Source organism: Pseudomonas sp. P65(2024) (assembly GCF_057480955.1).
In genome coordinates this window covers 89,481-111,788 of the sequence record NZ_JBLIYX010000002.1, presented here as the reverse complement: position 1 = coordinate 111,788, position 22,308 = coordinate 89,481, and the positions used below count along the sequence as shown (strand labels likewise).

22 protein-coding genes are annotated in these 22,308 nt (G+C 66.1%); 5 read left to right on the top strand and 17 right to left on the bottom strand.

Features of this window, described 5'->3' with window-relative positions; translation table 11 throughout:
* Positions 1 to 88 precede the first annotated feature (88 nt).
* The 4 genes from urtD to urtA form a co-directional block, all read right to left on the bottom strand.
* Positions 89 to 946 (bottom strand): urea ABC transporter ATP-binding protein UrtD, encoded by an 858-nt coding sequence (gene urtD / locus AC25MA_RS03245; protein ID WP_028691301.1) that lies wholly within the window; start codon positions 944 to 946, stop codon positions 89 to 91.
* On the bottom strand, positions 943 to 2,022 hold the full coding sequence (gene urtC, locus AC25MA_RS03240; protein ID WP_062572703.1) for an urea ABC transporter permease subunit UrtC: 1,080 nt from the start codon (positions 2,020 to 2,022) through the stop codon (positions 943 to 945). Before urtC ends, urtD begins: the two co-directional genes overlap by 4 nt.
* Positions 2,022 to 3,509, bottom strand: a complete 1,488-nt coding sequence (urtB, locus tag AC25MA_RS03235; RefSeq protein WP_028691299.1) for an urea ABC transporter permease subunit UrtB — start codon at positions 3,507 to 3,509, stop codon at positions 2,022 to 2,024. The genes urtC and urtB overlap by 1 nt, the downstream gene beginning before the upstream one ends.
* 138 nt (positions 3,510 to 3,647) lie before the next feature.
* Positions 3,648 to 4,913, bottom strand: a complete 1,266-nt coding sequence (gene urtA, locus AC25MA_RS03230; protein ID WP_028691298.1) for an urea ABC transporter substrate-binding protein — start codon at positions 4,911 to 4,913, stop codon at positions 3,648 to 3,650.
* A gap of 515 nt (positions 4,914 to 5,428) precedes the next feature.
* Here urtA and AC25MA_RS03225 point away from each other — a divergent pair.
* Positions 5,429 to 5,728: a hypothetical protein gene (locus AC25MA_RS03225; protein WP_028691297.1), complete on the top strand. Its 300-nt coding sequence runs from the start codon at positions 5,429 to 5,431 to the stop codon at positions 5,726 to 5,728.
* 86 nt (positions 5,729 to 5,814) lie between these two features.
* On the opposite strand, the gene cycA is transcribed toward AC25MA_RS03225, so the two are convergent.
* The 13 genes from cycA to cbiE all read right to left on the bottom strand — a co-directional run bounded on the left by cycA (position 5,815) and on the right by cbiE (position 17,769).
* Positions 5,815 to 7,230, bottom strand: a complete 1,416-nt coding sequence (gene cycA / locus AC25MA_RS03220) for a D-serine/D-alanine/glycine transporter (protein ID WP_028691296.1) — start codon at positions 7,228 to 7,230, stop codon at positions 5,815 to 5,817.
* A 231-nt stretch (positions 7,231 to 7,461) separates the two neighbouring features.
* Positions 7,462 to 8,826 carry a PepSY-associated TM helix domain-containing protein gene (locus tag AC25MA_RS03215; RefSeq protein ID WP_088852335.1) on the bottom strand — a complete coding sequence of 455 codons (1,365 nt, stop codon included), beginning with the start codon at positions 8,824 to 8,826 and terminating at the stop codon, positions 7,462 to 7,464.
* A 58-nt stretch (positions 8,827 to 8,884) separates the two neighbouring features.
* Entirely contained in the window at positions 8,885 to 10,951 is a 2,067-nt protein-coding gene (locus tag AC25MA_RS03210) for a TonB-dependent copper receptor (protein ID WP_028691294.1), read from the bottom strand.
* Positions 10,952 to 11,020: 69 nt separating this feature from the next.
* Positions 11,021 to 11,446 (bottom strand): DUF2946 domain-containing protein, encoded by a 426-nt coding sequence (locus tag AC25MA_RS03205; protein ID WP_028691293.1) that lies wholly within the window; start codon positions 11,444 to 11,446, stop codon positions 11,021 to 11,023.
* Positions 11,447 to 11,471: 25 nt separating this feature from the next.
* Positions 11,472 to 11,954 carry a copper chaperone PCu(A)C gene (locus AC25MA_RS03200; RefSeq protein ID WP_028691292.1) on the bottom strand — a complete coding sequence of 161 codons (483 nt, stop codon included), beginning with the start codon at positions 11,952 to 11,954 and terminating at the stop codon, positions 11,472 to 11,474.
* A gap of 47 nt (positions 11,955 to 12,001) precedes the next feature.
* Positions 12,002 to 12,391, bottom strand: a complete 390-nt coding sequence (locus AC25MA_RS03195) for a DUF2946 domain-containing protein (protein ID WP_197866998.1) — start codon at positions 12,389 to 12,391, stop codon at positions 12,002 to 12,004.
* A 240-nt stretch (positions 12,392 to 12,631) separates the two neighbouring features.
* Positions 12,632 to 13,486 carry an SPFH domain-containing protein gene (locus AC25MA_RS03190; protein ID WP_197866997.1) on the bottom strand — a complete coding sequence of 285 codons (855 nt, stop codon included), beginning with the start codon at positions 13,484 to 13,486 and terminating at the stop codon, positions 12,632 to 12,634.
* Positions 13,487 to 13,512: 26 nt separating this feature from the next.
* The gene (locus AC25MA_RS03185; RefSeq protein WP_088852331.1) at positions 13,513 to 13,950 is read right to left on the bottom strand and encodes an NfeD family protein; all 438 of its coding nucleotides are present in this window, start codon (positions 13,948 to 13,950) and stop codon (positions 13,513 to 13,515) included.
* A gap of 72 nt (positions 13,951 to 14,022) precedes the next feature.
* Positions 14,023 to 14,433 (bottom strand): type II toxin-antitoxin system tRNA(fMet)-specific endonuclease VapC, encoded by a 411-nt coding sequence (gene vapC, locus AC25MA_RS03180; RefSeq protein ID WP_028691288.1) that lies wholly within the window; start codon positions 14,431 to 14,433, stop codon positions 14,023 to 14,025.
* Positions 14,433 to 14,663, bottom strand: a complete 231-nt coding sequence (vapB, locus tag AC25MA_RS03175) for a type II toxin-antitoxin system VapB family antitoxin (protein WP_036986184.1) — start codon at positions 14,661 to 14,663, stop codon at positions 14,433 to 14,435. Before vapB ends, vapC begins: the two co-directional genes overlap by 1 nt.
* A gap of 82 nt (positions 14,664 to 14,745) precedes the next feature.
* Positions 14,746 to 15,474 (bottom strand): cobalt-precorrin-6A reductase, encoded by a 729-nt coding sequence (locus tag AC25MA_RS03170; protein ID WP_486971783.1) that lies wholly within the window; start codon positions 15,472 to 15,474, stop codon positions 14,746 to 14,748.
* Positions 15,471 to 16,565 (bottom strand): cobalt-precorrin-5B (C(1))-methyltransferase, encoded by a 1,095-nt coding sequence (locus AC25MA_RS03165; protein ID WP_069016473.1) that lies wholly within the window; start codon positions 16,563 to 16,565, stop codon positions 15,471 to 15,473. Before AC25MA_RS03165 ends, AC25MA_RS03170 begins: the two co-directional genes overlap by 4 nt.
* A complete protein-coding gene (cbiE, locus tag AC25MA_RS03160) occupies positions 16,558 to 17,769 on the bottom strand; it encodes a precorrin-6y C5,15-methyltransferase (decarboxylating) subunit CbiE (RefSeq protein WP_486971782.1) in 1,212 nt (403 codons plus the stop codon). Before cbiE ends, AC25MA_RS03165 begins: the two co-directional genes overlap by 8 nt.
* A 167-nt stretch (positions 17,770 to 17,936) precedes the next feature.
* On the opposite strand from cbiE, the gene cobG reads away from it, so the two are divergent.
* Genes cobG through cobJ form a run of 4 tightly spaced genes read left to right on the top strand, consistent with a single transcriptional unit; the run spans position 17,937 to position 22,300 of the window.
* Complete coding sequence (gene cobG / locus AC25MA_RS03155) at positions 17,937 to 19,262, top strand: precorrin-3B synthase (RefSeq protein WP_069016472.1); 1,326 nt, start codon at positions 17,937 to 17,939, stop codon at positions 19,260 to 19,262.
* Positions 19,255 to 19,881 carry a precorrin-8X methylmutase gene (locus tag AC25MA_RS03150; protein ID WP_011535884.1) on the top strand — a complete coding sequence of 209 codons (627 nt, stop codon included), beginning with the start codon at positions 19,255 to 19,257 and terminating at the stop codon, positions 19,879 to 19,881. The genes cobG and AC25MA_RS03150 overlap by 8 nt, the downstream gene beginning before the upstream one ends.
* Entirely contained in the window at positions 19,878 to 20,612 is a 735-nt protein-coding gene (locus AC25MA_RS03145; RefSeq protein ID WP_175406169.1) for a precorrin-2 C(20)-methyltransferase, read from the top strand. The genes AC25MA_RS03150 and AC25MA_RS03145 overlap by 4 nt, the downstream gene beginning before the upstream one ends.
* Positions 20,600 to 22,300: a precorrin-3B C(17)-methyltransferase gene (cobJ, locus tag AC25MA_RS03140; RefSeq protein ID WP_486971781.1), complete on the top strand. Its 1,701-nt coding sequence runs from the start codon at positions 20,600 to 20,602 to the stop codon at positions 22,298 to 22,300. Before AC25MA_RS03145 ends, cobJ begins: the two co-directional genes overlap by 13 nt.
* Positions 22,301 to 22,308 lie beyond the last annotated feature (8 nt).

The window sequence follows — 22,308 nt, the reverse complement described above, 5'->3', positions numbered from 1 at the left end:
TTCGCCGGCAAGCCGGCTCCTACAGGAGGGCGCGATCTTCCGTAGGAGCCGGCTTGCCGGCGAACAGGCCCGTGCAGCCACCTGGAATTCATCGGCCGAGATACACCTCGACCACCCGCTCATCCTCCTGCACCTGCGCCAGCGACCCTTCCGCCAGCACACTCCCCTGGTGCAGCACCGTCACATGGTCGGCAATGCTGCCGACGAAGCCCATGTCATGTTCCACCACCATCAGTGAATGCCTGCCCGCCAAGGAGCGGAACAGCTCGGCGGTGAACGCGGTCTCGGCATCGGTCATCCCCGCCACCGGCTCGTCGAGCAGCAGCAACCTCGGCTCCTGCACCAGCAGCATGCCGATCTCCAGGAACTGCTTCTGCCCGTGGGACAACAGCCCCGCCTGGCGCTGGGCCAGGGGCAGCAGGCGCAGGGTGGTCAGCACCTCCTCGATGCGCTGGCGCTGCTCGCCGGACAACCGCGCCACCAGGCTTGCCCACACCGACTTGTCGGCCTTGAGCGCCAGCTCCAGGTTCTCGAACACCGTCAGCGCCTCGAACACCGTGGGTTTCTGGAACTTGCGGCCGATGCCGGCCTGGGCGATCTGGCATTCGCTCATGCGGGTCAGGTCGAGGGTGTCGCCGAAAAACGCGGTCCCCGTGTCGGGCCGAGTCTTGCCGGTGATCACGTCCATCATCGTGGTCTTGCCGGCACCGTTGGGGCCGATGATGCAGCGCAACTCACCGACGCCGATGTACAGGTTCAGATCGTTGAGCGCCTTGAAGCCGTCGAAACTGACGCTGATGCCCTCCAGGCTCAGCACCGTGCCGTGGCGGGTGTCGAGCCCAGTCTCGCGGCGCCGACCGAGGCCGATCGCCTCGCGACCGCTGCCGATCTGGTCGAAGATCGGCTCCAGCATGAATTCCGGATGCACCGGGGGCACGCTTCTCATGGCTGGCTCCTTTTCTTCACAAGGCCGACCACGCCCTTGGGCAGGTACAGGGTGACGAGGATGAACAGCGCGCCGAGGAAGAACAGCCAGAACTCGGGGAACGCCACGGTGAACCAGCTCTTCATGCCATTGACCAGGCCGGCGCCGAGCAGAGGCCCGATCAACGTGCCGCGCCCGCCCAGGGCCACCCACACGGCGGCCTCGATGGAGTTGGTCGGCGACATCTCGCTGGGGTTGATGATGCCCACCTGCGGCACGTACAGCGCCCCGGCCAGGCCGCACAGCACGGCGCTGAGCACCCATACCAGCAGCTTGAAGCCACGCGGGTCGTAGCCGCAGAACATCAGGCGGTTCTCGGCGTCACGCACGGCAGTGAGCAGGCGCCCGAACTTGCTCTGGGTCAGGCGCCAGCACAGGAACAGGCTGCCCAGCAGCAGGCCGACCGTGAGCAGGAACAGCACGGCCCGGGTGCCCTGGGCGGCGATGTCGAAACCGACGATGGTGCGGAAGCTGGTGAAGCCGTTGTTGCCGCCAAAGCCTGTCTCGTTGCGGAAGAACAGCAGCATCCCGGCGAAGGTCAGGGCCTGGGTCATGATCGAGAAATACACGCCCTTGATCCGCGAGCGGAACGCGAAGAAGCCGAACACCAGCGCCAGCAGCCCCGGCGCCAGCACCACCAGGCACAGCGCCCAGGCGAAATGCTGGGTGCCGGCCCAGTACCAGGGCAGCTCGCTCCACGACAGGAAGGTCATGAACCCCGGCAGGCCGTCGCCGGCCGCCTGGCGCATCAGGTACATGCCCATGGCGTAGCCGCCCAGGGCGAAGAACAGGCCATGACCGAGCGACAGCAACCCGGCGTAGCCCCAGACCAGATCCAGGGCCAGGGCGACGATGGCGTAGCAGAGGACCTTGCCGACCAGGGTCAGGGTGTAGGCCGAGACCTGCAAGGCGTGCCCGTCGGGCAGCAGCGACAGCAGCGGCAGGGCCAGCAGCACCAGGACGACAACGGCGCCGACGGCCATTGAAACCCGGGTGCCAGCCTTGCGCGTGGCAGTGACAATCAATGGCTGGTTCATCAGTCGATTACCCGTCCCTTGAGGGCGAACAGGCCTTGCGGGCGCTTCTGGATGAACAGAATGATCAGCGCAAGGATGAGGATCTTGCCCAGCACCGCACCGATCTGCGGCTCCAGCAGTTTGTTGGCGATGCCCAGTCCGAAGGCCGCCCACAGGCTGCCGGCCAGTTGGCCGACACCGCCGAGCACCACCACCAGGAACGAGTCGATGATGTAGCTCTGGCCCAGGTCCGGCCCCACGTTGCCGACCTGGCTCAAGGCCACGCCGCCGAGCCCGGCGATGCCTGAGCCGAGGCCGAAGGCGAGCATGTCGACGCGCCCGGTGGACACCCCGCAGCAGGCGGCCATGTTGCGGTTCTGGGTGACCGCGCGCACGTTCAGGCCCAGCCGCGTGCGGTTGAGCAGCAGCCAGGTAAGCAGCACCACCGCCAGGGCGAAGCCGATGATCACCAGGCGGTTGTACGGCAGCACCAGGTTGGGCAGCACCTGGATGCCGCCGGACAGCCAGGCCGGGTTGCTCACCTCGACGTTCTGCGCGCCGAAGATCAAGCGCACGGCCTGGATCAGGATCAGACTGATGCCCCAGGTGGCCAGCAGGGTTTCCAACGGCCGGCCATACAAGTGACGGATCACTGTGCGCTCCAGCGCCATGCCGACACCCGCGCTGACGGCGAAGGCCACCGGCAAGGCGATCAACGGATAGAACTCGATGGCGCCGGGGGCATAGCGTTGCAGCAGCACCTGGACCATGTAGGTGCTGTAGGCGCCGAGCATCAGCATCTCGCCGTGGGCCATGTTGATCACCCCGAGCAGGCCGAAGGTGATCGCCAGACCCAGCGCCGCCAGCAGCAGGATCGAACCCAGCGACAAGCCGCTGAAGGCCTGGCCGAGCAATTCACCGACCAGCAGCTTGCGCTGTACCTGGGCCAGGCTGGTTTCGGCGGCGGTGCGCACGGCGGCGTCGGTTTCGGCGTCGGGTTGTAGTAGCGCTTCAAGGCGGGTGCGTGCCAGTGGGTCGCCGGTTTCGCCGAGCAGGCGCACGGCGGCCAGGCGTACCGCGGGCTCGCTGGCGCCCAGTTGCAGGTTGGCCAGGGCCAGGCCGAGGGCCGCGTGCACGGCGGCGTCGGGTTCGCTGGCGAAGCGGCGGTCGAGGAAGGCCATTTGCGCCGGTTGTGCGGTTTTTTGCAGTTGTTGGGCGGCGGCCAGGCGGATGCTGGCTTGGTCGCTGAATAGCCGATGGCTGGCCAGGGCGTTGTCGATCAGGCCGCGCAGGCGGTTGTTCAGGCGCAGCTTGCGGGTGTCGTTTTCGGCGATGCGGCCTTGGCGCAGGTTGTCCAGCAGCGGCAGGCGGGCGGCATCGGGTTGCGCGGCCCAGGTTTCGAGCAGGCGCGCCTGGTCGGCGGGCTTGGCGCTGAGGAAGAACTCGCCTTCGCTGGCGTGGCTGGCCAGGGGCAGTAACAACAAGAGGGTGAGCAGGAATCTGAGCATTAGTTATTCCTGTGTAGTCAGGGTAAGGCGAGGGCTTCGCCCTCGATCGCGACACAAGGCCGCTCCCACATGGGAACGCGATCTACCTGTGGGAGCGGCCTTGTGTCGCGAAAGGGCCGCAAAGCGGCCCCTGGTCACTCAATTACCTTTCACCGCATAATCCGGCCGCTTGTCATTCCCCGGAATGAACGGGCTCCAAGGCTGCGCCCGCAGCGGCTCCTCGGTCTGCCACACCACGCTGAACTGTCCGTCATCCTGGATCTCGCCGATCATCACCGGCTTGTGCAGGTGGTGGTTGGTCTTGTCCATGGTCAGGGTGAAGCCAGACGGCGCCTTGAAGCTCTGCCCGGCCAGTGCCTCACGCACTTTGTCCACATCGGTGGACTTGGCTTTTTCCACCGCTTGCGCCCACATGTGGATACCTACGTAGGTGGCCTCCATAGGGTCGTTGGTCACCGCCTTGTCGGCCCCCGGCAGGCCCTTGGCCTTGGCGTAGGCCTTCCAGTCGGCGACGAACTTCTGGTTCACCGGGTTATCCACGGACTCGAAGTAGTTCCACGCCGCCAGGTGCCCCACCAGCGGCTTGGTGTCGATGCCACGCAGCTCCTCTTCACCCACCGAGAAGGCCACCACCGGTACATCGGTGGCCTTCAGCCCCTGGTTGGCCAGCTCCTTGTAAAACGGCACGTTGGAGTCGCCATTGACCGTGGAGATGACCGCCGTCTTGCCGCCGGCGGAGAACTTCTTGATGTTGGCGACGATGGTCTGGTAATCGCTGTGGCCGAACGGCGTATACACCTCTTCGATGTCCTTGTCGGCCACGCCCTTGCTGTGCAGGAAGGCGCGCAGGATCTTGTTGGTGGTGCGCGGGTAGACGTAGTCGGTGCCCAGCAGGAAGAAGCGCTTGGCGCCGCCACCATCCTCGCTCATCAGGTATTCCACGGCCGGGATTGCCTGCTGGTTAGGCGCGGCGCCGGTGTAGAACACGTTCGGCGACATCTCTTCACCCTCGTACTGCACGGGGTAGAACAGCAGCCCATTGAGCTCCTCGAACACCGGCAGCACCGACTTGCGCGACACCGAGGTCCAGCAGCCGAACACCACCGCCACCTTGTCCTGGGTCAGCAACTGGCGGCTCTTCTCGGCGAACAGCGGCCAGTTGGACGCCGGGTCCACCACCACCGCCTCGAGCTGCTTGCCGTTGACCCCGCCCTTGGCGTTGATCTCGTCGATGGTCATCAGCGCCATGTCCTTGAGCGAGGTCTCGGAAATCGCCATGGTCCCCGACAGCGAATGCAGGATGCCGACCTTGATGGTCTCGGCGGCCTGGATGCTCCAGCTCAGGCCCATCGCGGCGATCGATGCGCTGAGGGTGAAGGCCTTGATCAGACTGCGTCGCTTCATGTGCTCACTCCGATGTGATGGTGGGTGTTGGCCTAGTCGGAGATTGCAAAGGCTGTGCCGAGCGATGGAAGGTGCTTGGTAGAGCGGTTGTGCGACGAATCGGGGCGCGAGGAGGAGCCAGGATGGTGCTTGCAGGTTGGGCTTGCACAGGATTGGGTCGGGGGCGATGAACACTTTTGACACATAAGCGGTACTTGAGTACCGTGCCGCACCGCAGTAGTTTCTGCGGTTCGGGATTGGCGTCCCGCTGTCAGAACCGGGCACATCGCACCTGCGATAGCGTGTCCTGCATGGTTGCACCCGTTATGGGCGGAGCCGTGTGTGGGAGCCTTCGGGCTCACCGGACCTTCTGACCGGCAACGCCAACCCGCACGGCTCCGTCCACCCATATTGGCGTATGGGCACGGAGATACACTTCAGAAGGCTGCAAGGAGTCGCACCATGCTCAAGAAGATCGTTCCAGATCCACCGTTCGTATTTGTCGAGATCGCCACCTTTCATCGAGAGGTGCAGCCATGAACCAGGAATCGCTGGTCAACCTCACCCCGCGCAAATCACGTCCCGTCACCGCTTGCTCCCACTTTGGCACCTGCAATCACGCCCATGATCCGATTCTCTCGGTACGTGCTGGCGTTGATAGCGAGGATGCGCTGGTGTGCGCCGTGGCGGCGTTGAAGGCGGCGTATGAGACCAATGCTGCCGCGTTGGAGAAGGCGGGGGAGCCGTTGCGCAGTTTGCTGACGGCGACGGAGAACTCGCTGGAGAAAGGCCTGGCGCTGGCTGAAGCCGTGCTTGAAGGGTTGGAGCAAGGCTAGCGGGCCTCATCGCGGGGCAAGCCCGCTCCCACGCCGACCTCACACGGCAGGCGTGGGAGCGGGCTTGCCCCGCGATGGGTTCAGGATCAGTTGTTCGACGCCCCACGCACGGCGGTACGCGGCTGACGCCTGCTGCGCACGAACTGATAGGTCACCGCCAGAATCACGAACCAGATCGGCGTCACCACCAGCGCCGAGCGCGTATCCGCCTCCAGGCTCAACAGCACCAGAATGCCGGCAAAGAACACCAGGCACACGTAGCACATGAAACGCCCGCCGGGCATCTTGTAGGTGGACTGCTCATGCAGCGCCGCGCGCTGTTTGCGGTAGCTCAGGTACGACAGCAGGATCAGCGTCCACACGAACATGAACAGCACCGCCGACACCGTCGTCACCAGGGTGAAAGCTTCGATCACATTGGGTACCAGGTAGATCAGCACCGCGCCCAGCAGCAGGCAGGTGCAGGAGAAGTACAGGCCGTTGGCCGGCACCGCGCGGCGCGAGAGTTTCTCGAACGCCTTGGGCGCATCGCCCTCCTGGGCCAGGCCGAACAGCATGCGGCTGGTGGAGAACACGCCGCTGTTGGCCGACGAGGCCGCAGAAGTCAGCACCACGAAGTTGATGATGCTCGCCGCCGCCGGCAGGCCGGCCAGCACGAACAGCTCGACGAACGGGCTCTTGCCCGGCACCACGTCGCGCCATGGGGTGACGGCCATGATGGCGATCAGCGCCAGCACGTAGAACACGATGATGCGGACCGGGATCGAGTTGATCGCCCGCGGCAGGGTGCGCTCGGGGTTCTTCGCTTCGGCGGCTGTGGTGCCCACCAGTTCGATACCGACGAAGGCGAACACGGCGATCTGGAAGCCGGCGAAGAAACCGAGCAGGCCGTTGGGGAACATGCCGCCGTCATTCCACAGGTTGGCCAGGGTGGCGGTATGGCCGCTCGGCGACTGGAAGCCGGTGATAACCATGTACAGGCCGGTGGCGACCAGGCCCATGATGGCGATGATCTTGATCAGGGCGAACCAGAATTCCATTTCGCCGAACATCTTCACCGTCACCAGGTTCAGCGACAGCAACAAGGCCACGCAGCTCAGCGCCGGTATCCACTGCGGAAGGTCCGGGAACCAGAATTGCGTGTAGGCGGCGATCGCCACCACGTCGGCGATGCCGGTGACCACCCAGCAGAACCAGTAGGTCCAGCCGGTGAAGTAGCCGGCCCAGGGGCCGAGCAGGTCGGCGGAGAAATCGATGAACGACTTGTAGTTGAGGTTCGACAGCAGCAGCTCGCCCATGGCGCGCATGACGAAGAACAGCATGAAGCCGATGATCATGTAGACGAAGATGATCGACGGGCCGGCCAGGCTGATGGTCTTGCCCGAGCCCATGAAGAGGCCGGTGCCGATGGCGCCGCCAATGGCGATGAGCTGGATGTGACGGTTGGTCAGGTTGCGTTGCAGGTGCTGCTCTTCGGAGGGTGTCTGGGAGGTCCGGGTCATAGGCTGCATTCCATTGAGGGTCAGTCTTTTTGTGAGCGAAAGCCGCGTAGGCTATCACGTCGCGTTCCAATCGCGGGTGTGGCAGATCGGCACGATCTTGGCGGTACAGCGCGGTGCTCGACATGACGGGAATCAATGGTTGTTGGTGCCGGCCTCATCGCGGGGCAAGCCCGCTCCCACGCTGATCTCACAGGGCAGGCGTGGGAGCGGGCTTGCCCCGCGATTGCGATATCAGGCCCTGACCATGATCTGGCGTCTCACCACCAGGCTATCCACCCCCCACATCACCACCATCGAAATCCCCACCAGCGGGAAGGCGACGCCCAGCACCACCATCACCCCCACTGCCGTCTTCCAGCGCGGCAGGTCATGACGCAGCGGCGGCACGCCCAATCCACCCGTGGGCTTGCGCTTCCACCACATCACCAGCCCGCTCACCGAGCCCAGCAGGATCATCAGGCACACCAGCAGGATGACGATTTGGTTCAACGGCCCGAACATCTTGCCTTCGTGCAGCATCACCCCAAGCTCAGTGGCGCGTGCCACCGGGCTGTAGTCCTGCCAGCGCACATCGGCCAGCACCTTCCCGGTGTACTGGTCCACATGCAGGGTGGCGTCGTTGCGCGGATCGTCAGCGAATACCGCAATGGTGAACACCCCGTCAGCACTGCTTGGCAGGGTGATGCTGTAGCCCGGCTCGACCTCGCGCAGATTGGCGATGTTCTCGACCTGCTGCAGGCTCACCTGCGGCGCCGCCGGGGCGTGATCCATCATGTGATGCCCGGCATGCTCGGCATGGGCGCCGGACACTGGCATCGGCGTGTTCTCCATCGCCCACGGCACGGTCTGGCGGTGGGCGCTGTTGAGGTCGCGGGCTTCTTTGTCGGACTTGGGCACGTCGTTCCACATGGCCGCCGGGAAGCGGTTCCACAGGTCGGCATACTGTTTGCCCCACAGCCCGGTCCAGGTCATGCCGCTGAGCAGCATCAACAGCAGCAGGGCCGAGCCCCAGAAACCGGTGACGGCATGCAGGTCGCGCCACAGCAAGCGGCCGCGCGCGCTGAAACGTGGCCACAGCACCCCGGCGCTGCTGCGCCCGCGTGGCCACCACAAATAGAGGCCGGACACGACCAGGACAATGCCCCAGCCGGCCGCCAGTTCCACCAGCCGGTCACCGACCGTGCCGACCATCAGTTCGCCATGCAAGGCGCGTGCGATGGCCTGCAGGTTCTGTTTGCCATCCTGGTCGCCCAGTACCTTGCCGCTGTACGGGTCGACGAAGACATTCAGCTCGCGCCCGCCGTCATGCACCACGAACTGTGCGCTGCGCTCGGCGCTCACCGGCGGCAGATACTGTCCCACCTGGCCTTGTGGATAAGCCTGGCGCACGTTGGCCAGCAGCGTGTCGGCGCCCTGTCGGTGATGGCCGGCCTCGACCACCATCAGCTCGCGGTACATCAACGGATCGAGTTGCGGCTTGAACAGGTAGATGATCCCGGTAAGCGCCAGCAGGATCATGAATGGCGCCACGAACAGCCCGGCATAGAAATGCCAGCGCCACGCAAGGTTGTAGAAGGAAACGTTTGGTTTGCTCATTAGAGCCTCCCGTAGACCTTAAGTGGGCGCGGTCAGGTCCCGCGCCCGTTTGTTGTTGTCAGAAGCTGAAGTCGACCTTGGTCCAGAAGGTCCTGCCTGGCTCGTTCACCGGGTCCGTGGCGCTGGCCGGGTAGCCGAACCCGGCGTTCCCGGCCAGGTTCAGGTGCTCGGCGTAGGCCTTGTCGAACAGGTTGTCGACGCCCGCGCTGAGCTTGAGGTTGTTGTTGACCTTGTAGGCGCCGTTGAGCGAGAACACGCCGAAGCCTGAGCTTGTGTCGTAATCCTTGCCGACCACGTTGCCCTGGTTTTTGGCAATGCGGTTCTGCTCGGCGACCAGGCGCCACAGGGCACCGACGCTCCAGGTGTCGCGGCTGTAGGTCAGCCCCAGGCGGCTCTCCAGCGGTGGCATCTGTGGCAGGGCCTTGCCGTCGCTGCTGTTCTTGCCCCAGGCGTAGGCCAGGGTGGCGTCGGCCTTCCAGTTCTCGGTCAGTTTGTAGGCCGCGCCCAGTTCGCCGCCCATGATGCGGGCGTCGACGTTCTGCGCCTGGGAGGTGAGCGAGCCCATCATGTTGCGCTGGTAGTCGAACAGGATGTAGTCGCGGACCTGCCCGACATAACCCGAGGCCCAGGCCTCCAGGCGCTCGTCGCGGTACTGGATGCCGAAGTCGAGCTGGGTGGTCTTCTCCGGCTTGATGCCGTCGAAGGCGTTGACCGAGCCGGCCGGGGCGCGCTTGGGCGAGAACAGCTCCCAGTAGTCGGGGAAGCGCTGGGTGTGGCCGAGGCCGATGTAGGTGGTGGCCGGAATCGCCGCCAGGTCGTGCTCGTAGCGCACGAAGCCGCTGGGCAGGGTGTCGGCGCGGGTGTCGCCTTCGGTGGCGCTGCCCTTGCGGAAATCGCGGGCCGAGGCACGGTCCAGGCGGGCGCCGGTGACCAGGCGATCCTCACCGGTCGCATACCAGGTGAGCTCGCCGAAGGCGCCGTAGTTGTGGAAGTCGGCGTCCTTGGTCCAGGGCTGGCCCTTGTGCGCGTTGACGCCCATGCCGCCGCGCTGGCGGTGTTCGTTGGTCTGCGCGTCGATGCCGCTGATCAGTTGCACGTCGGCCCAGCGCCAGGTGGCCTTGATCCGTGCGCCCATGGTACGGCGGTCGACGTTGCTGACCATGGGCATGCCCATCATGCCGGTGCCCGACGGAGTGCGCAGGGTGTAGTTGTCCATCACGTGGTCAGCGTAGTTGTAGTAGACCTGCGCCTCGACCTTGTCGAGCACCTCGCCCAGGTTGGACTTCTCGAAGCGCAGCCCCAGGCTCTCGCGCTTGAACTGCGAACCGTCCATGCCGCGTCCGGCGGAGCGAGCCTCGCCGTCGCCCTTGCCAGCGGTCAGTTCCAGCAAGGTGTCGGCGTCCGGGGTCCAGCCGAGGCTGACGTCGCCGTTCCACTTGTCCCAGCGCGACGGCACGGTATCGCCGTTGCCGTCCTCGAAGTCGTCCGAGTGCGACTGGTTACCGATGAAGCGCACGTAGCCGAGCTGGTTGCCGGCCGCGGCGTCGAGGACCTTGTCGAAGCGGCCGTTGGAGCCAGCCAGTACGCTGCCGTTGACCCGGCTACCCAACTCGCCGAACTTCTCCGGCTCACGCTCGAAGAGAATGGTGCCAGCGGAGCCGCCCGGCCCCCAGATCACGCTCTGCGGGCCCTTGATCACGGTGAGGCGGTCGTAGGTTTCCGGCGAGATGTACGAGGTTGGCGCGTCCATGCGGCCCGGGCAGGCGCCGAGCATCATGCCGCCGTTGGTGAGGATGTTCAGGCGCGAACCGAACATGCCGCGCAGCACCGGGTCGCCATTGGTGCCGCCAGCGCGGATCACCGAGAACCCGGGGATGGTCTTGAGGTAGTCACCGCCGTCGCTGGCCGGCACGGGCTGGCGCGGATCCTTGGGGTTGGTGACCACGGTCAGCGGCGAGCTCGGGGCGATGGCGGTGATCACCGTCGGGCTCAGTTCGGCCGTATCGTGGATGTGGCCTTCGTGGCCGGTTTCGGCGGCAAGGGCCAGTGGCGCGAGCAGCGAGCCGCAGAGCACGGCGATGGTGCCGCGCAGGGAAAGGGCAAAAACAGGGGTGCAGCCGGACATAATGATTCCAGTCGATCAGTCATGAGTCAGCGCGAAGCCTCCTGGCTTCGGGCGTTTAGCGTGTGGTGTTCAGGCGACGATCGATCGGGGCGGTGCGCGGCTGCGGGCGCCGGGGAATACAGCCTGCCGGGCATGGCCCTGGCGCGTGGCGACGGTGAGGTGGGTGGGTGGGGTGACGCTGCCCGCGCTGAGCGGGCTGAGGCTTTGGGGCAGGGCGGGGCAGTTGAACAGCAGGCTGCAGTAGCCACACTTCTCCCACATCACATGCAACTGGCCATCGTTGCCGTGGCCGTGGTGCTCGTCGTGACCGTGCGCCATCGGCATGCTCATGTCCATGGGCATGGACATGCCGGCGTGGTGCTCCATTGGCATCGACTGGGAAACCAGCGGGCCGATGAAGATCATCCACATGGCGAACAGGCTCAGCCAGCCGCCACCGACGCGCCTGCGATCAGGGCGGGTAGTGCGGACGGAGCTGTAGCGCGGCAGGCTCATGGCGAGCGCCAGTCAGTCGATCAGGTCAGTGCGCGTGCTCGTGCGCGGCCTGCTCGGCCGGTGGCTGCTTCTGCACGGCGACTTCGACGGTGATGTCACCGGCCTTCTCGAAGTGCAGGGTCAGCGGGAAGCGCTTGCCGTCGGTCAGCAGGCTGCGATCCTTGGGCTGCATGATCATCACGTGGTAGGCGCTGGGGGCGAAGGTCAGGTCCTTGCCGGCAGGCACCACCACGCTTTGCACCTGCTGCATCTTCATGGCGCCGGCGGCGCTCATCGCATGCTCGTGCAACTGGGCGTCGGCGCTGATCGGCGTGTCCGCCGAGAGCAGGCGGTCATCGGTCTTGCCGTTGTTGTGCACGACGAAATAGGCCGCGACGTTAGGCGCGTTCGGCGGTAGCTCCAGCGACCAGGGGTGGGCGATGTGCAGGTCGCCTTTGCTGTACTCGTGGGCGTTGGCGTAGGCACCGGGCAGCAGCAGGGCGGCCAGGACAAGGGCTTGCTTGAGCATGGGAGAGTCTCCGATCTGTTGAGGTTCAGGCCGACAGCGTAGTGAACTCAGGCCGGAGGAGAGGCACGGGGATTGAGCGCGGGCCATAGCTGGCGCGGCGTGGGTTGGTAGTCAGCGAGTTGCGGCGAGTGCCCCGCTGGCAGCACGGGCGGGTTGTGCAACTGCGGCGTATAGCTGGGCAGGGCCAGCAAGGGCGCGGCACCCAGGCAGCACCAGCAGTTCGTCATGCTGGCGCTGTCGTCGCTTTGCGGACCGAGGTCGATCTTGGCCAGGGCCTGGACATCGACCTTGGCCTTGTTGGCCATGCTGGAACAGAAAGCCCCCCACAGCAGCTGTTCGGCCGGGCCCTTGGGCGCGGCAGAAGACAGCGGCATGGCCAGCAGGTTGAACAGCACTGCGAAGCAGGCTATCCAGGCGATGTGCCGACGTGGGGGCATGGAGAGATCCGGTCAGGAATCGTGATGGCTATTGTACGGCGGAGTATAGGTAAAAAAGCTGGGGTGCGGTGAAGTGCCGCACCAGGGGCTGCTGCGCAGCCCATCGCGACACAAGGCCGCTCCCACAGGAGGATACGTTTCCCTGTGGGAGCAACTGTCTTGCTCACATGCTAAAAGCTGGCGCAATTACTGTGGGAGCGGCCTCGTGTCGCGAAAGGGGCGCAAAGCGCCCCGGCGTTATCAGACCTTGCCACGCCCCAGCAGTCCACGCACGGTTTCCTGCAGGTCAGCCGGCAGCACCACCACTTTCGAATTGTCGCTGCTCGCCAGGTTCTCCATCGCGCCAATGTAACGCTCACCCAGCAGGTACATGGCCGGCACGGTATCGCTGCCCACCGCTTCCTTGACCAGGGTGATCGCCCGCGCCGATGCCTCGGCCAGGTTGACCTGGGCCTCGGCATCCAGCTTGGCCGCCTGCAGGCGCGCCTCGGCTTCGAGGATGGCAGCCTGCTTGTTGCCTTCGGCGCGGGTCACGTCGGCTTTACGCTCACGCTCGGCAGCCGCCTGGCGTTCCATGGCGGTCTGCATGCTCGGCGAGGGCTTGATGTCCTGGATCTCCACCGAGCGCACGGTCACGCCCCAGTCTTCGGTCTGCTCGGACATCGCCTCGCGCAGGCGCGCCTTGATCTGCTCGCGGCTGGACAGCGCTTCGTCCAGGTCCATGGCGCCGACGATGGCGCGCAGCGAGGTCATGGTCAGGCTGGTGACGGCGAACGAGAAGTTCTGTACGCCGTACGAGGCCTTCTGCGGGTCGACCACCTTGGCAAAGCACAGGGCGTTGGCGACGATCACCGCGTTGTCCTTGGTGATGATCTCCTGCTGCTGCACGTCGAGGATGATGTCCTTGGTCGGCAGGCGGTAGGCGACTACGTCCATGTACGGGATGACGATGTTCAGGCCCGGCTTGAGGGTGCTGTGGTAGCGGCCCAGGCGTTCGACGATCCACTCCTCGCCCTGAGGCACGATGCGCACTCCCTTGAACACGGTGATGAGAACGAATGCGGCGAGGGTGCCGACGACGATGAGGCTGGTCATGGTGCGAACTTCCTTTTAGTGCGGATTCAGGCCCGGGTGACCCGGGCGGTGTTGCCTTCGATGGCGGCCAGGCGCACGCGCTCGCCGGCGGGGATGTCGCTGTCGGCGACGCAGGTCCATTCCTCGTTGCCGAGGATCGGTTTCTGGAAGCGCACCCGGCCTTTCTGGAACTGCGACACGTTGGCGGTCAGCAGGCCGACCTCGCCGATCACGCTGTCGGCGGTCCAGCGCACGTCTGGCTTCTTGCGGCGGAACACCTTGAACCAGAGCACGGTGGTGATCGATGAGAACACCACCCACAGCAGGCCCTGCATATCGAGTTGCAGGCTGGGCGCGAGCAGCGAGACGAGCGACACCAGCACGGCGCCGATGCCGAACCAGAGGATGAAGAAGGTGGGGAGTACCAGTTCCAGCAGGATCAAGGCCACGCCGAAGACGAGCCAGATCCACCATTGCATTTCCATATGGGTGGAGCCTTCCAGAAGGGGAGAGGTGATTTTACGGCAGGATCAAGGCACAGGGCCATCTCGCGACCGTCAGCGTGGATGTGTCACCCAATCTTCCACACGCAGCCCCGGAACACGCTGGAACTCGCGCAGGTTGTTGGTCACCAGCGTGAGGCCGCGCGCGCGGGCGTGGCCGGCAATCATTCTGTCGTAGGGGCCGATGGGCGTGCCGGCCTTGGCCAGTTCCGCACGTAGCTGCGCGGTGTGAGCTGCGCCCTGAATGTCGTAGTCAAGCACATCGAGCCGTGCGGCGAACCCCTCGACAATGGCCAGATTACGCTCCGGCGCGGCGGACTTTTCCGCACCGTAGATCAACTCCATCAGGGTTACCGTGCTGATGGCCAACTGGCCGTGGTGCCGATTGAATGCCTCGCGCACCACTTGTGGCTTGTTCTTGATGGTGAAAATGCAGATGTTGGTATCGAGCATGTACCTGAGCATCAGAATCCTTCGCGCTCCTGGTCGGCTGGCTGTTCCCTGCTCGCCATGAAGTCCGAACTCACATCGTCACCCTCGAACCAGCTGTCCCAGCTTTCGCCGGCAGGCGAGATGATACGGGAACGGCCCACCGCGACGATGTCCACTCGGGTGACGTCTTCTGGAAGGGCGAGGGCTTTTGGCATGCGGATAGCCTGGCTGCGGTTGCTTTTGAAGACTGCACCTTGCTCCATGATGGGCCTCCTTGAAAGCGCAAATGTATGTCCGGAGTTTAATTCCAGGAGTGGATATGTCAATGGGATATACGTAGCATGATCAGGCCTTGAACAGGCCGAGTGCCTCTAGCAGCGACCCTGCATCGTGAAATGCCCGATCCACTTCCGGCAGCACCGGCCGCTCGAGCACCAGTACTGGAATCCCGCGCTCCCGCGCCACTTCCAGTTTCGGCTCGGTGGCCGTGCTGCCGCTGTTCTTGCTCACCAGCACGTCGATCTGCCGACGTTCGAACAGGGCACGTTCATCGTCGATGAGGAAGGGCCCGCGCGCACCGATCACTTCGCAGCGGTCATTGCCGGGGCACGCCTCGAGGGCGCGCAGGGTCCAGAACTGGTGTGGCGGGATTTCGTCCAGGTGTTGCAGGGGCTCTCGACCCAGGGTGAACAAGGGGCGTTCGAATGGGGCCAGCGCCGCGATCAGCCCGGCCCAGTTCTCGACTTCGCGCCAGTCATCACCGGCCTGCGCCTGCCATGCCGGACGGCGCAGGGCCCAGCAGGGAATGCCGGCGCAGTGTGCGGCGAGGGCGGCGTTGCGGCTGATCTGCGCGGCATAGGGATGGGTGGCGTCGATCAGCAGGTCGATGCCTTCGGCGCGCATGTACTCGGCCAGGCCTTCGGCGCCGCCATAGCCGCCGACTCGCACCTGGCAGGCCAGGTCCTGGGGAATGCGGCCGATGCCGGCGAGGCTGTAGACATGTTGCGGACCCAACTGGCGGGCGATGGCCAGGGCTTCGGTGACGCCGCCGAGGAGCAGGATGCGCCCGTTCATGCCACACCCGCCTTGCCGACGATGCCACCCTGGCGGTCGATGGCGAACACTTCCACCTGCACCTGGGCCGGCACCACGCTGCGGGCGAAGACCAGGGCGTGGCGGCACACCTCGTCACCCAGGGCGATGCCGGCGGCATGTGCCAGGGCGAGGGCCTGCTGGCTGGTGTTGGCGGCGACGATCGCCTGTTGCAGGGCCTGGTCCGCGCCAATGGCCGCCGCCCAGCCCGCCAGTTGCGGCAGGTCGATGCTCGAATGACGGCTGTGCAGGTCCATGTGCCCGGCGGCCAGCTTGCTGATCTTGCCGAAGCCGCCGCACAGCGTGAGGCGCGGCACGGGTACCTTGCGCAGGTGCTTGAGCACGGCACCGACGAAGTCGCCCATCTCGATCAGGGCGATCTCCGGCAGGTTGTAGACCCGGCGCATGGTGTCTTCGCTGGCGTTGCCGGTGCAGGCGGCGATATGGGTGTAGCCGTTGGTGTGGGCGACGTCGATGCCCTGGTGGATCGAGGCGATGTAGGCCGAGCAGGAGAACGGCCGGACGATGCCGCTGGTGCCCAGGATCGACAGCCCGCCGAGGATGCCCAGGCGTGGGTTCATGGTCTTGAGGGCCAGCTGTTCGCCGCCCTGCACGTTGACCGTCACCTCGAAACCGCCGTGGTAGCCGCAATCGCCCGCCAGTTGCAGCAGATGGTCGCTGATCATCTTGCGTGGCACCGGGTTGATGGCCGGTTCACCGACTGCCAGCACCAGCCCCGGGCGAGTCACGGTCCCCACGCCCGCGCCCGCGACGAAGCGAACGCCAGGTTCGGCGCACAAGCGCACCTGGCTGAAGAGCAGGGCGCCGTGGGTGACATCGGGGTCGTCGCCGGCATCCTTCAGGGTGCCGGCCTCGGCCAGGTCGCCCTTAAGGTGGCAGAACTCCAGGCGCATCTGCACCACCTTGCCCTTGGGCAGGGTGATCTCCACCGCGTCGTGCCGTTGCCCGGTCAGCAGCAGGCGCGCCGCCGCCAGGCTGGTGGCGGTGGCGCAACTGCCAGTGGTCAGGCCGCTGCGCAGTGGCGCGGGCTGTTCACGGGTTTCTTCACGCATCGAGAGGCTTCACCACGTCGAGCAGGGAGATCGGCAGGGCCTGGCGCCAGGTGTCGAAACTGCCCAGTGGCTGGGTATGGGCGATATGGATGCGGGTCAGCTCGCCGCCGTGCTGCTCGCGGAACTGCGCCAGGGCGACCTCGCTTTGCAGCGTGACGGCGTTGGCAACCAGGCGTCCGCCCGGCAGCAAGCGCTCCCAGCACAGGTCGAGCACGCCTTCGCGGGTGACGCCGCCGCCGATGAAGATCGCGTCGGGACGTTCCAGCCCGGCCAGCGCTTCGGGGGCCTTGCCGCGGATCAGTTGCAGGCCGGGCACGCCGTGGGTGTCGCGGTTGTGTTCGATGTAGCCCTGGCGGCCTTCGTCGGCCTCGATCGCAAGTGTGCGGCAGCTGGGATGGGCGCGCATCCACTCGATGCCGATGGAACCGCAGCCAGCGCCCACGTCCCACAGCAGTTCGCCGGGTTGCGGGGCGAGGCGGGCCAGGGTGATAGCGCGCACATCGCGCTTGGTCAACTGGCCGTCGTGACGGAAGGCGCCGTCGGGCAGGCCGGCTACTCTAGGCAGACGTGGGGTGTCGGGTGAGGCCTGGCATTCGATGGCGACCAGGTTGAGCGTGGCGATGTCGCCGTGCGGCCAGTCGTCGGCGGTGCCGCACAGCCTGCGCTCCTGTGGGCCGCCGAGGTGTTCGAACACCTGGAGACGGCTGGGGCCGAAGCCATGGTCGCGCAGTTGCGCGGCGATGGATGCCGGGCTGCTTTCGTCGTTGCTCAGCACCAGCAGGCGCATGCCACTGTGCAGATGGGCATTGAGCGCGGTCAGCGGGCGGGCGACCACCGAGACCACCTGTACCTCCTGCAACGGCCAGCCCAGGCGGGCGGCGGCCAGGGCACAGGAGGAGGGCATCGACAGCACCTGCAGTTCGTCGGCGGGCAGCTGGCGCGCCAGGCTGGCGCCGACGCCGTAGAACATCGGGTCGCCGCTGGCCAGTACGCATACCGGCTCGCCGCGCAGGGCCAGGACCGGGGCCAGGGAGAAGGGGGTAGGCCAGTGCAATTGCTCGGCGGTCACGCAGCGGGGCAGCAGCGCCAACTGGCGTGGGGCACCGATGATTCGCGTGGCTGACAGCAGAGCGCGCCGGGCCTGTTTGCCCAGGCCGCTGAAGCCGTCTTCGCCGATGCCTATTACTGTCAGCCAGGGGGCCATCTGTTCCTCGTACCAATCATTGATCGCGGGGCAAGCCCGCTCCCACGAGGGGGCGTGGAAGCGGGCTTGCCCCGCGATTCGTCTAAGCGTTCGACCACCGGTTTTTCATGCCGCCGGACAAAGCAGGCATAATACCGCGCCTTCTACACTGAAGCGCACTTTCACGATTGCCGGATACCCCCTTGACGCAGCCCCCGTCCTCCGAAGTTTCGCCCCGTCCCTCGGCCTGCCCGGGGTTGTGGCGCATCGTTGCTGCGCGCGACGGTGGCATTTGCCGGATCAAGCTACCGGGCGGCCTGCTGCTGGCCGACCAGGCCGATGCCGTGGCCGACGCCGCCGAGCGCTTCGCCGGCGGGGTGATCGAGGCGACCAACCGAGCCAACTTGCAGATCCGTGGCATTGGCCAGGATCACGGTGGGCTGGTCGAGCATCTGCTGGCCGCCGGGCTCGGCCCGCGTGACGCGGCGGGCGATGATGTACGCAACCTCATGCTCAGCCCACTGGCCGGCCTCGATCCGGCCATGCTGTTCGACACCCGACCATTGGCCGGGCAGATCCTCGAGCTGCTGGAAAGCACACCCCGGTTTCACAAGCTGTCGGCCAAGTTCGCCGTGCAGCTCGATGGTGGCGAAGCGCTTGCGATGCTCGAACACGCCCATGATCTGTGGCTGTCGGCGATGCAGCGTGAAGGACGCATCTGGTTGCGGTTCGGCCTCGCAAGCAGCCTGTCGAATGGCCTGGCGCTGGGCGCGGTACCGGTGGAGCAGGGACTGGCGTTGGTGCGGGCAGTGCTGGAGCGCTTCCTTGACCTGGCGACACCTGAGCAGTCTCGCATGCGTCAATTGCTGCAGGTGTGCCCGGTGGAGCACTTCCTTGAAGGGCTGCCCCTCCAGATCGACACCACATTGATGGCCTGGCAGCGCTCGGCGACGACCAGCCCCTGGCTGGGCGTGCTGCTCCAGCGCCAGGGCGTGGCCTTGGGCGCCGCGCCGCCTCTCGGTCGTCTGATGCCCGCTATGTTGCGCAGTGCCGCGCGCATCGCCCGGCAATTGGGCGATGGCAGCTTACGCCTGACGCCTTGGCAGAGCCTGGTGCTGACCTCCCTCGAACCGACCGAGCTGGAAAACGCACGCGCGCAACTGACGGCATCCGGCATGCTCTGCGACAACGAACATCCCCTGGCGCGGGTCGTTGCCTGCACCGGCTCCAGCGGTTGCGCCAAGGCCCAGGCCGACACCAAGGCCGATGCCATTGCCCTGGCCGCACTGCTGCACCACGGCGCCCCGGGAAGCGTGCACCTGTCCGCCTGTCCACGTTCCTGCGCCATGGCCCATGTGGCCCCGGCCACCCTGCTGGCCCGCGCCCCGGGCCGCTATGACCTTTACTTGCGCGACGCGCGCTTGCCGGGTTTCGGCAGGCTGCGCGGCGCCGACCTCACCCCAGAAGAAGCAGGCGCCATGCTCGACCTGCCGACGGAGCACCTTGATGATTGACTACATCCGCGATGGTCAGGAGATCTATCGCAATTCCTTCCGAATCATCCGCGAGGAAGCCCGGCTCGAGCGGATCCCCGCCGATCTCGAAAAGCTCGCCGTGCGCGTGATCCATGCCTGCGGCATGGTCGAGGCCATCGATGGCCTGCAGTTTTCCGAAGGTGCCGGTACCGCCGGCCGCGAGGCCCTGGCCAAGGGCGCGCCGATCCTCTGTGACGCGCACATGGTCGCCGAAGGCATCACCCGCGCCCGGCTGCCAGCGAACAACCCGGTGATCTGCACCCTGCGCGACCCGAGCGTGCCGGACCTGGCCAAGGCCGAAGGCAACACCCGCTCGGCGGTGGCCCTGGAACTGTGGCGCCCGCACCTGGAAGGCAGCGTGGTGGTGATCGGCAATGCACCGACCGCATTATTCTACCTGCTGGAAATGCTCGATGCCGGCGCGCCGAAACCGGCGCTGATCCTCGGCTTCCCGGTCGGCTTTGTCGGCGCCGCCGAATCCAAGGCGATGCTCGCCGCCGACAGCCGTGGCGTGCCGTTCGTGATCATGCAGGGCCGCCTGGGCGGCAGCGCGATGGCCGCCGCCGCGGTCAACGCCCTGGCCACGGAGGTGGAATGATGCACGCACGCGGACGACTGCTGGGCCTGGGCGTGGGCCCGGGCGATCCCGAACTGATCACGGTCAAGGCTCTGCGCCTGCTGCGCGAGGCCCCCGTGGTGGCGTACTTCGTGGCCAAGGGCAAGCGCGGCAATGCCTTCGGTATCATCGAGGCGCACCTGCAAGCTGAACAGATCCTGCTTCCCCTGGTATACCCGGTGACCACCGAGGCGCTGCCCGCGCCGCTCTCCTACGAGCAGGTGATCAGCGACTTCTACGACGAAGCCAGTCTGCAGGTTGCCGCGCACCTGGATGCCGGCCGCGATGTGGCGGTGATCTGCGAAGGGGACCCGTTCTTCTACGGCTCCTACATGTACCTGCACGATCGCCTGGCATCGCGCTACGAGGCCCAGGTGATTCCGGGCGTCTGCTCGATGCTCGGTGGCGCCTCGGTACTCGGTGCGCCGCTGGTGTATCGCAACCAGACCCTCACCGTGCTCTCCGGTGTGCTGCCCCATGAAGAGCTCAAACAGCGCCTGGCCGCTGCCGACGCGGCAGTGATCATGAAGCTGGGGCGCAACTTCCCCAAAGTGCGCCAGGTGCTCGGCGAGCTGGGCCTGGATAGCCGTGCGCTGTACGTGGAGCGGGCGACCATGGCCAACCAGAAGATCGTCGCGCTGGATGAAGTCGACCCGCAGTCCTCGCCGTATTTCTCGCTGATCATCGTGCCGGGTGAGAAATGGCAGGGATGATCAAGGCACCGGCAATCGTCATTCTCGGCCCGGGCAGCTTGGCTACCGCGCAGCGAATCCAGCAGCGTTATCCACAGGCCGTGATCCATGGCCTGCAAGGGCGTGTGGAGGGTGCCGACCAATACTACGCAGTCTTCGGCGACACCCTGCGCGATCTGTATCAGCAAGACACGCCGATCATCGCCTTGTGCGCGGCGGGTATTGTCATTCGCACACTGGCGCCGCTGTTGAGCGAAAAAGGCGTCGAGCCGCCGGTGCTGGCCGTGGCCGAGGACGGCAGCGCCGTGGTGCCGCTGCTCGGTGGCCTGGGCGGGGTCAATGTCATGGCCCGCGAAATCGGCGAGGCGCTGGGTGTCAGCGCGGCGATCACCACCAGTGGCGAGCTGCGCTTCGGCACTTGCCTGCTCAACCCGCCCGAGGGCTACGCACTGGCGGACCTGGAGCAGGGCAAGCGTTTCGTCTCCGACCTGCTGGCGGGCGAAACCGTGCGTGTCGAAGGCGACGCGCCGTGGCTCGAGCACGCGCAGTTGCCTGCAGGTGACGATGCGCGGCGCACCATCCATGTGGGGAGTGCACTGCGTCTGGCCAGCCGTGATGAACTGCTGATCCATGCGCGTTGCGTGGTGGTGGCGGTCACAGCCGGCAGCGCTGACCTGGCGCAACAGGTGCGGGAGGAGCTGCTGCGAGCGAATATCGCCGAGCCCGCGTTGGCCTGCCTGCTGGCGAGCGAAGCCGAGATGGCGGAGCCGACCCTGGACGAGGCTGCCCAGGCGCTGAACGTCGCCCTGCGCTTCGCCCCGGCCGCCGAGAGCCTGGAGCGGATGCTGGCTGATGCATTGCCGCAAGCGCGTGTGGGTTCGTCCATGGGGCTCGCCCACGCCGTTGCCGCGGCACCGGTCGACATCGACCGCGTTGGCCGTCGCCGGGGGCGCCTGGCCGTGATCGGCCTGGGCCCTGGTGCCGCCGAGCTGATGGTGCCGGCGGTCAAGGCGGAGCTGGCGCGGGCGCAGGATGTGCTCGGCTACGAAACCTACGTGCGCATGGCCGGCCCCTTCCGCGACGATCAAGTGCTGCACTGCACCGACAACCGCGAAGAGATGCAGCGCGCCCGCCATGCCTTCGAGCTGGCGGCCCAGGGCCGTTCGGTGGTGGTGGTATCGTCCGGTGATCCGGGCGTATTCGCCATGGCCGCCGCAGTGCTCGAAGCGTTGCACGAGTCCGGCGACCCGGCCTGGCAGCGCGTCGAGTTGCAGATCCTGCCCGGCGTCTCGGCCTCGCTGGCCACCGCCGCGCAAGCGGGGGCACCGCTGGGGCACGATTTCTGCGTGATGTCGCTGTCGGACAACCTCAAGCCCTGGTCGATCATCGAAAAACGCCTCGACCTGGCCGCCCAGGCGGATCTGGTGCTGGCGTTCTACAACCCGATCTCCAAGGCCCGGCCTCATCAGTTGGGCGTGGCGCTGGAAGTGGTACGTCGCCATCGCGACGCAGGCACCCCCGTGGTGCTGGGCCGTGATATCGGCCGGCCGGGGCAGGCGCTGCGGGTGGTGACCCTGGGCGAGCTGCTGCCGGAGATGGTCGATATGCGCACCCTGGTGCTGGTCGGTTCCTCGACCACCTGCACCTTCCCCCGTGCCGATGGCGGCCAGTGGGTGTACACGCCGCGCTGGTACCCCGCCAAGCCTTGAGCGAAGCC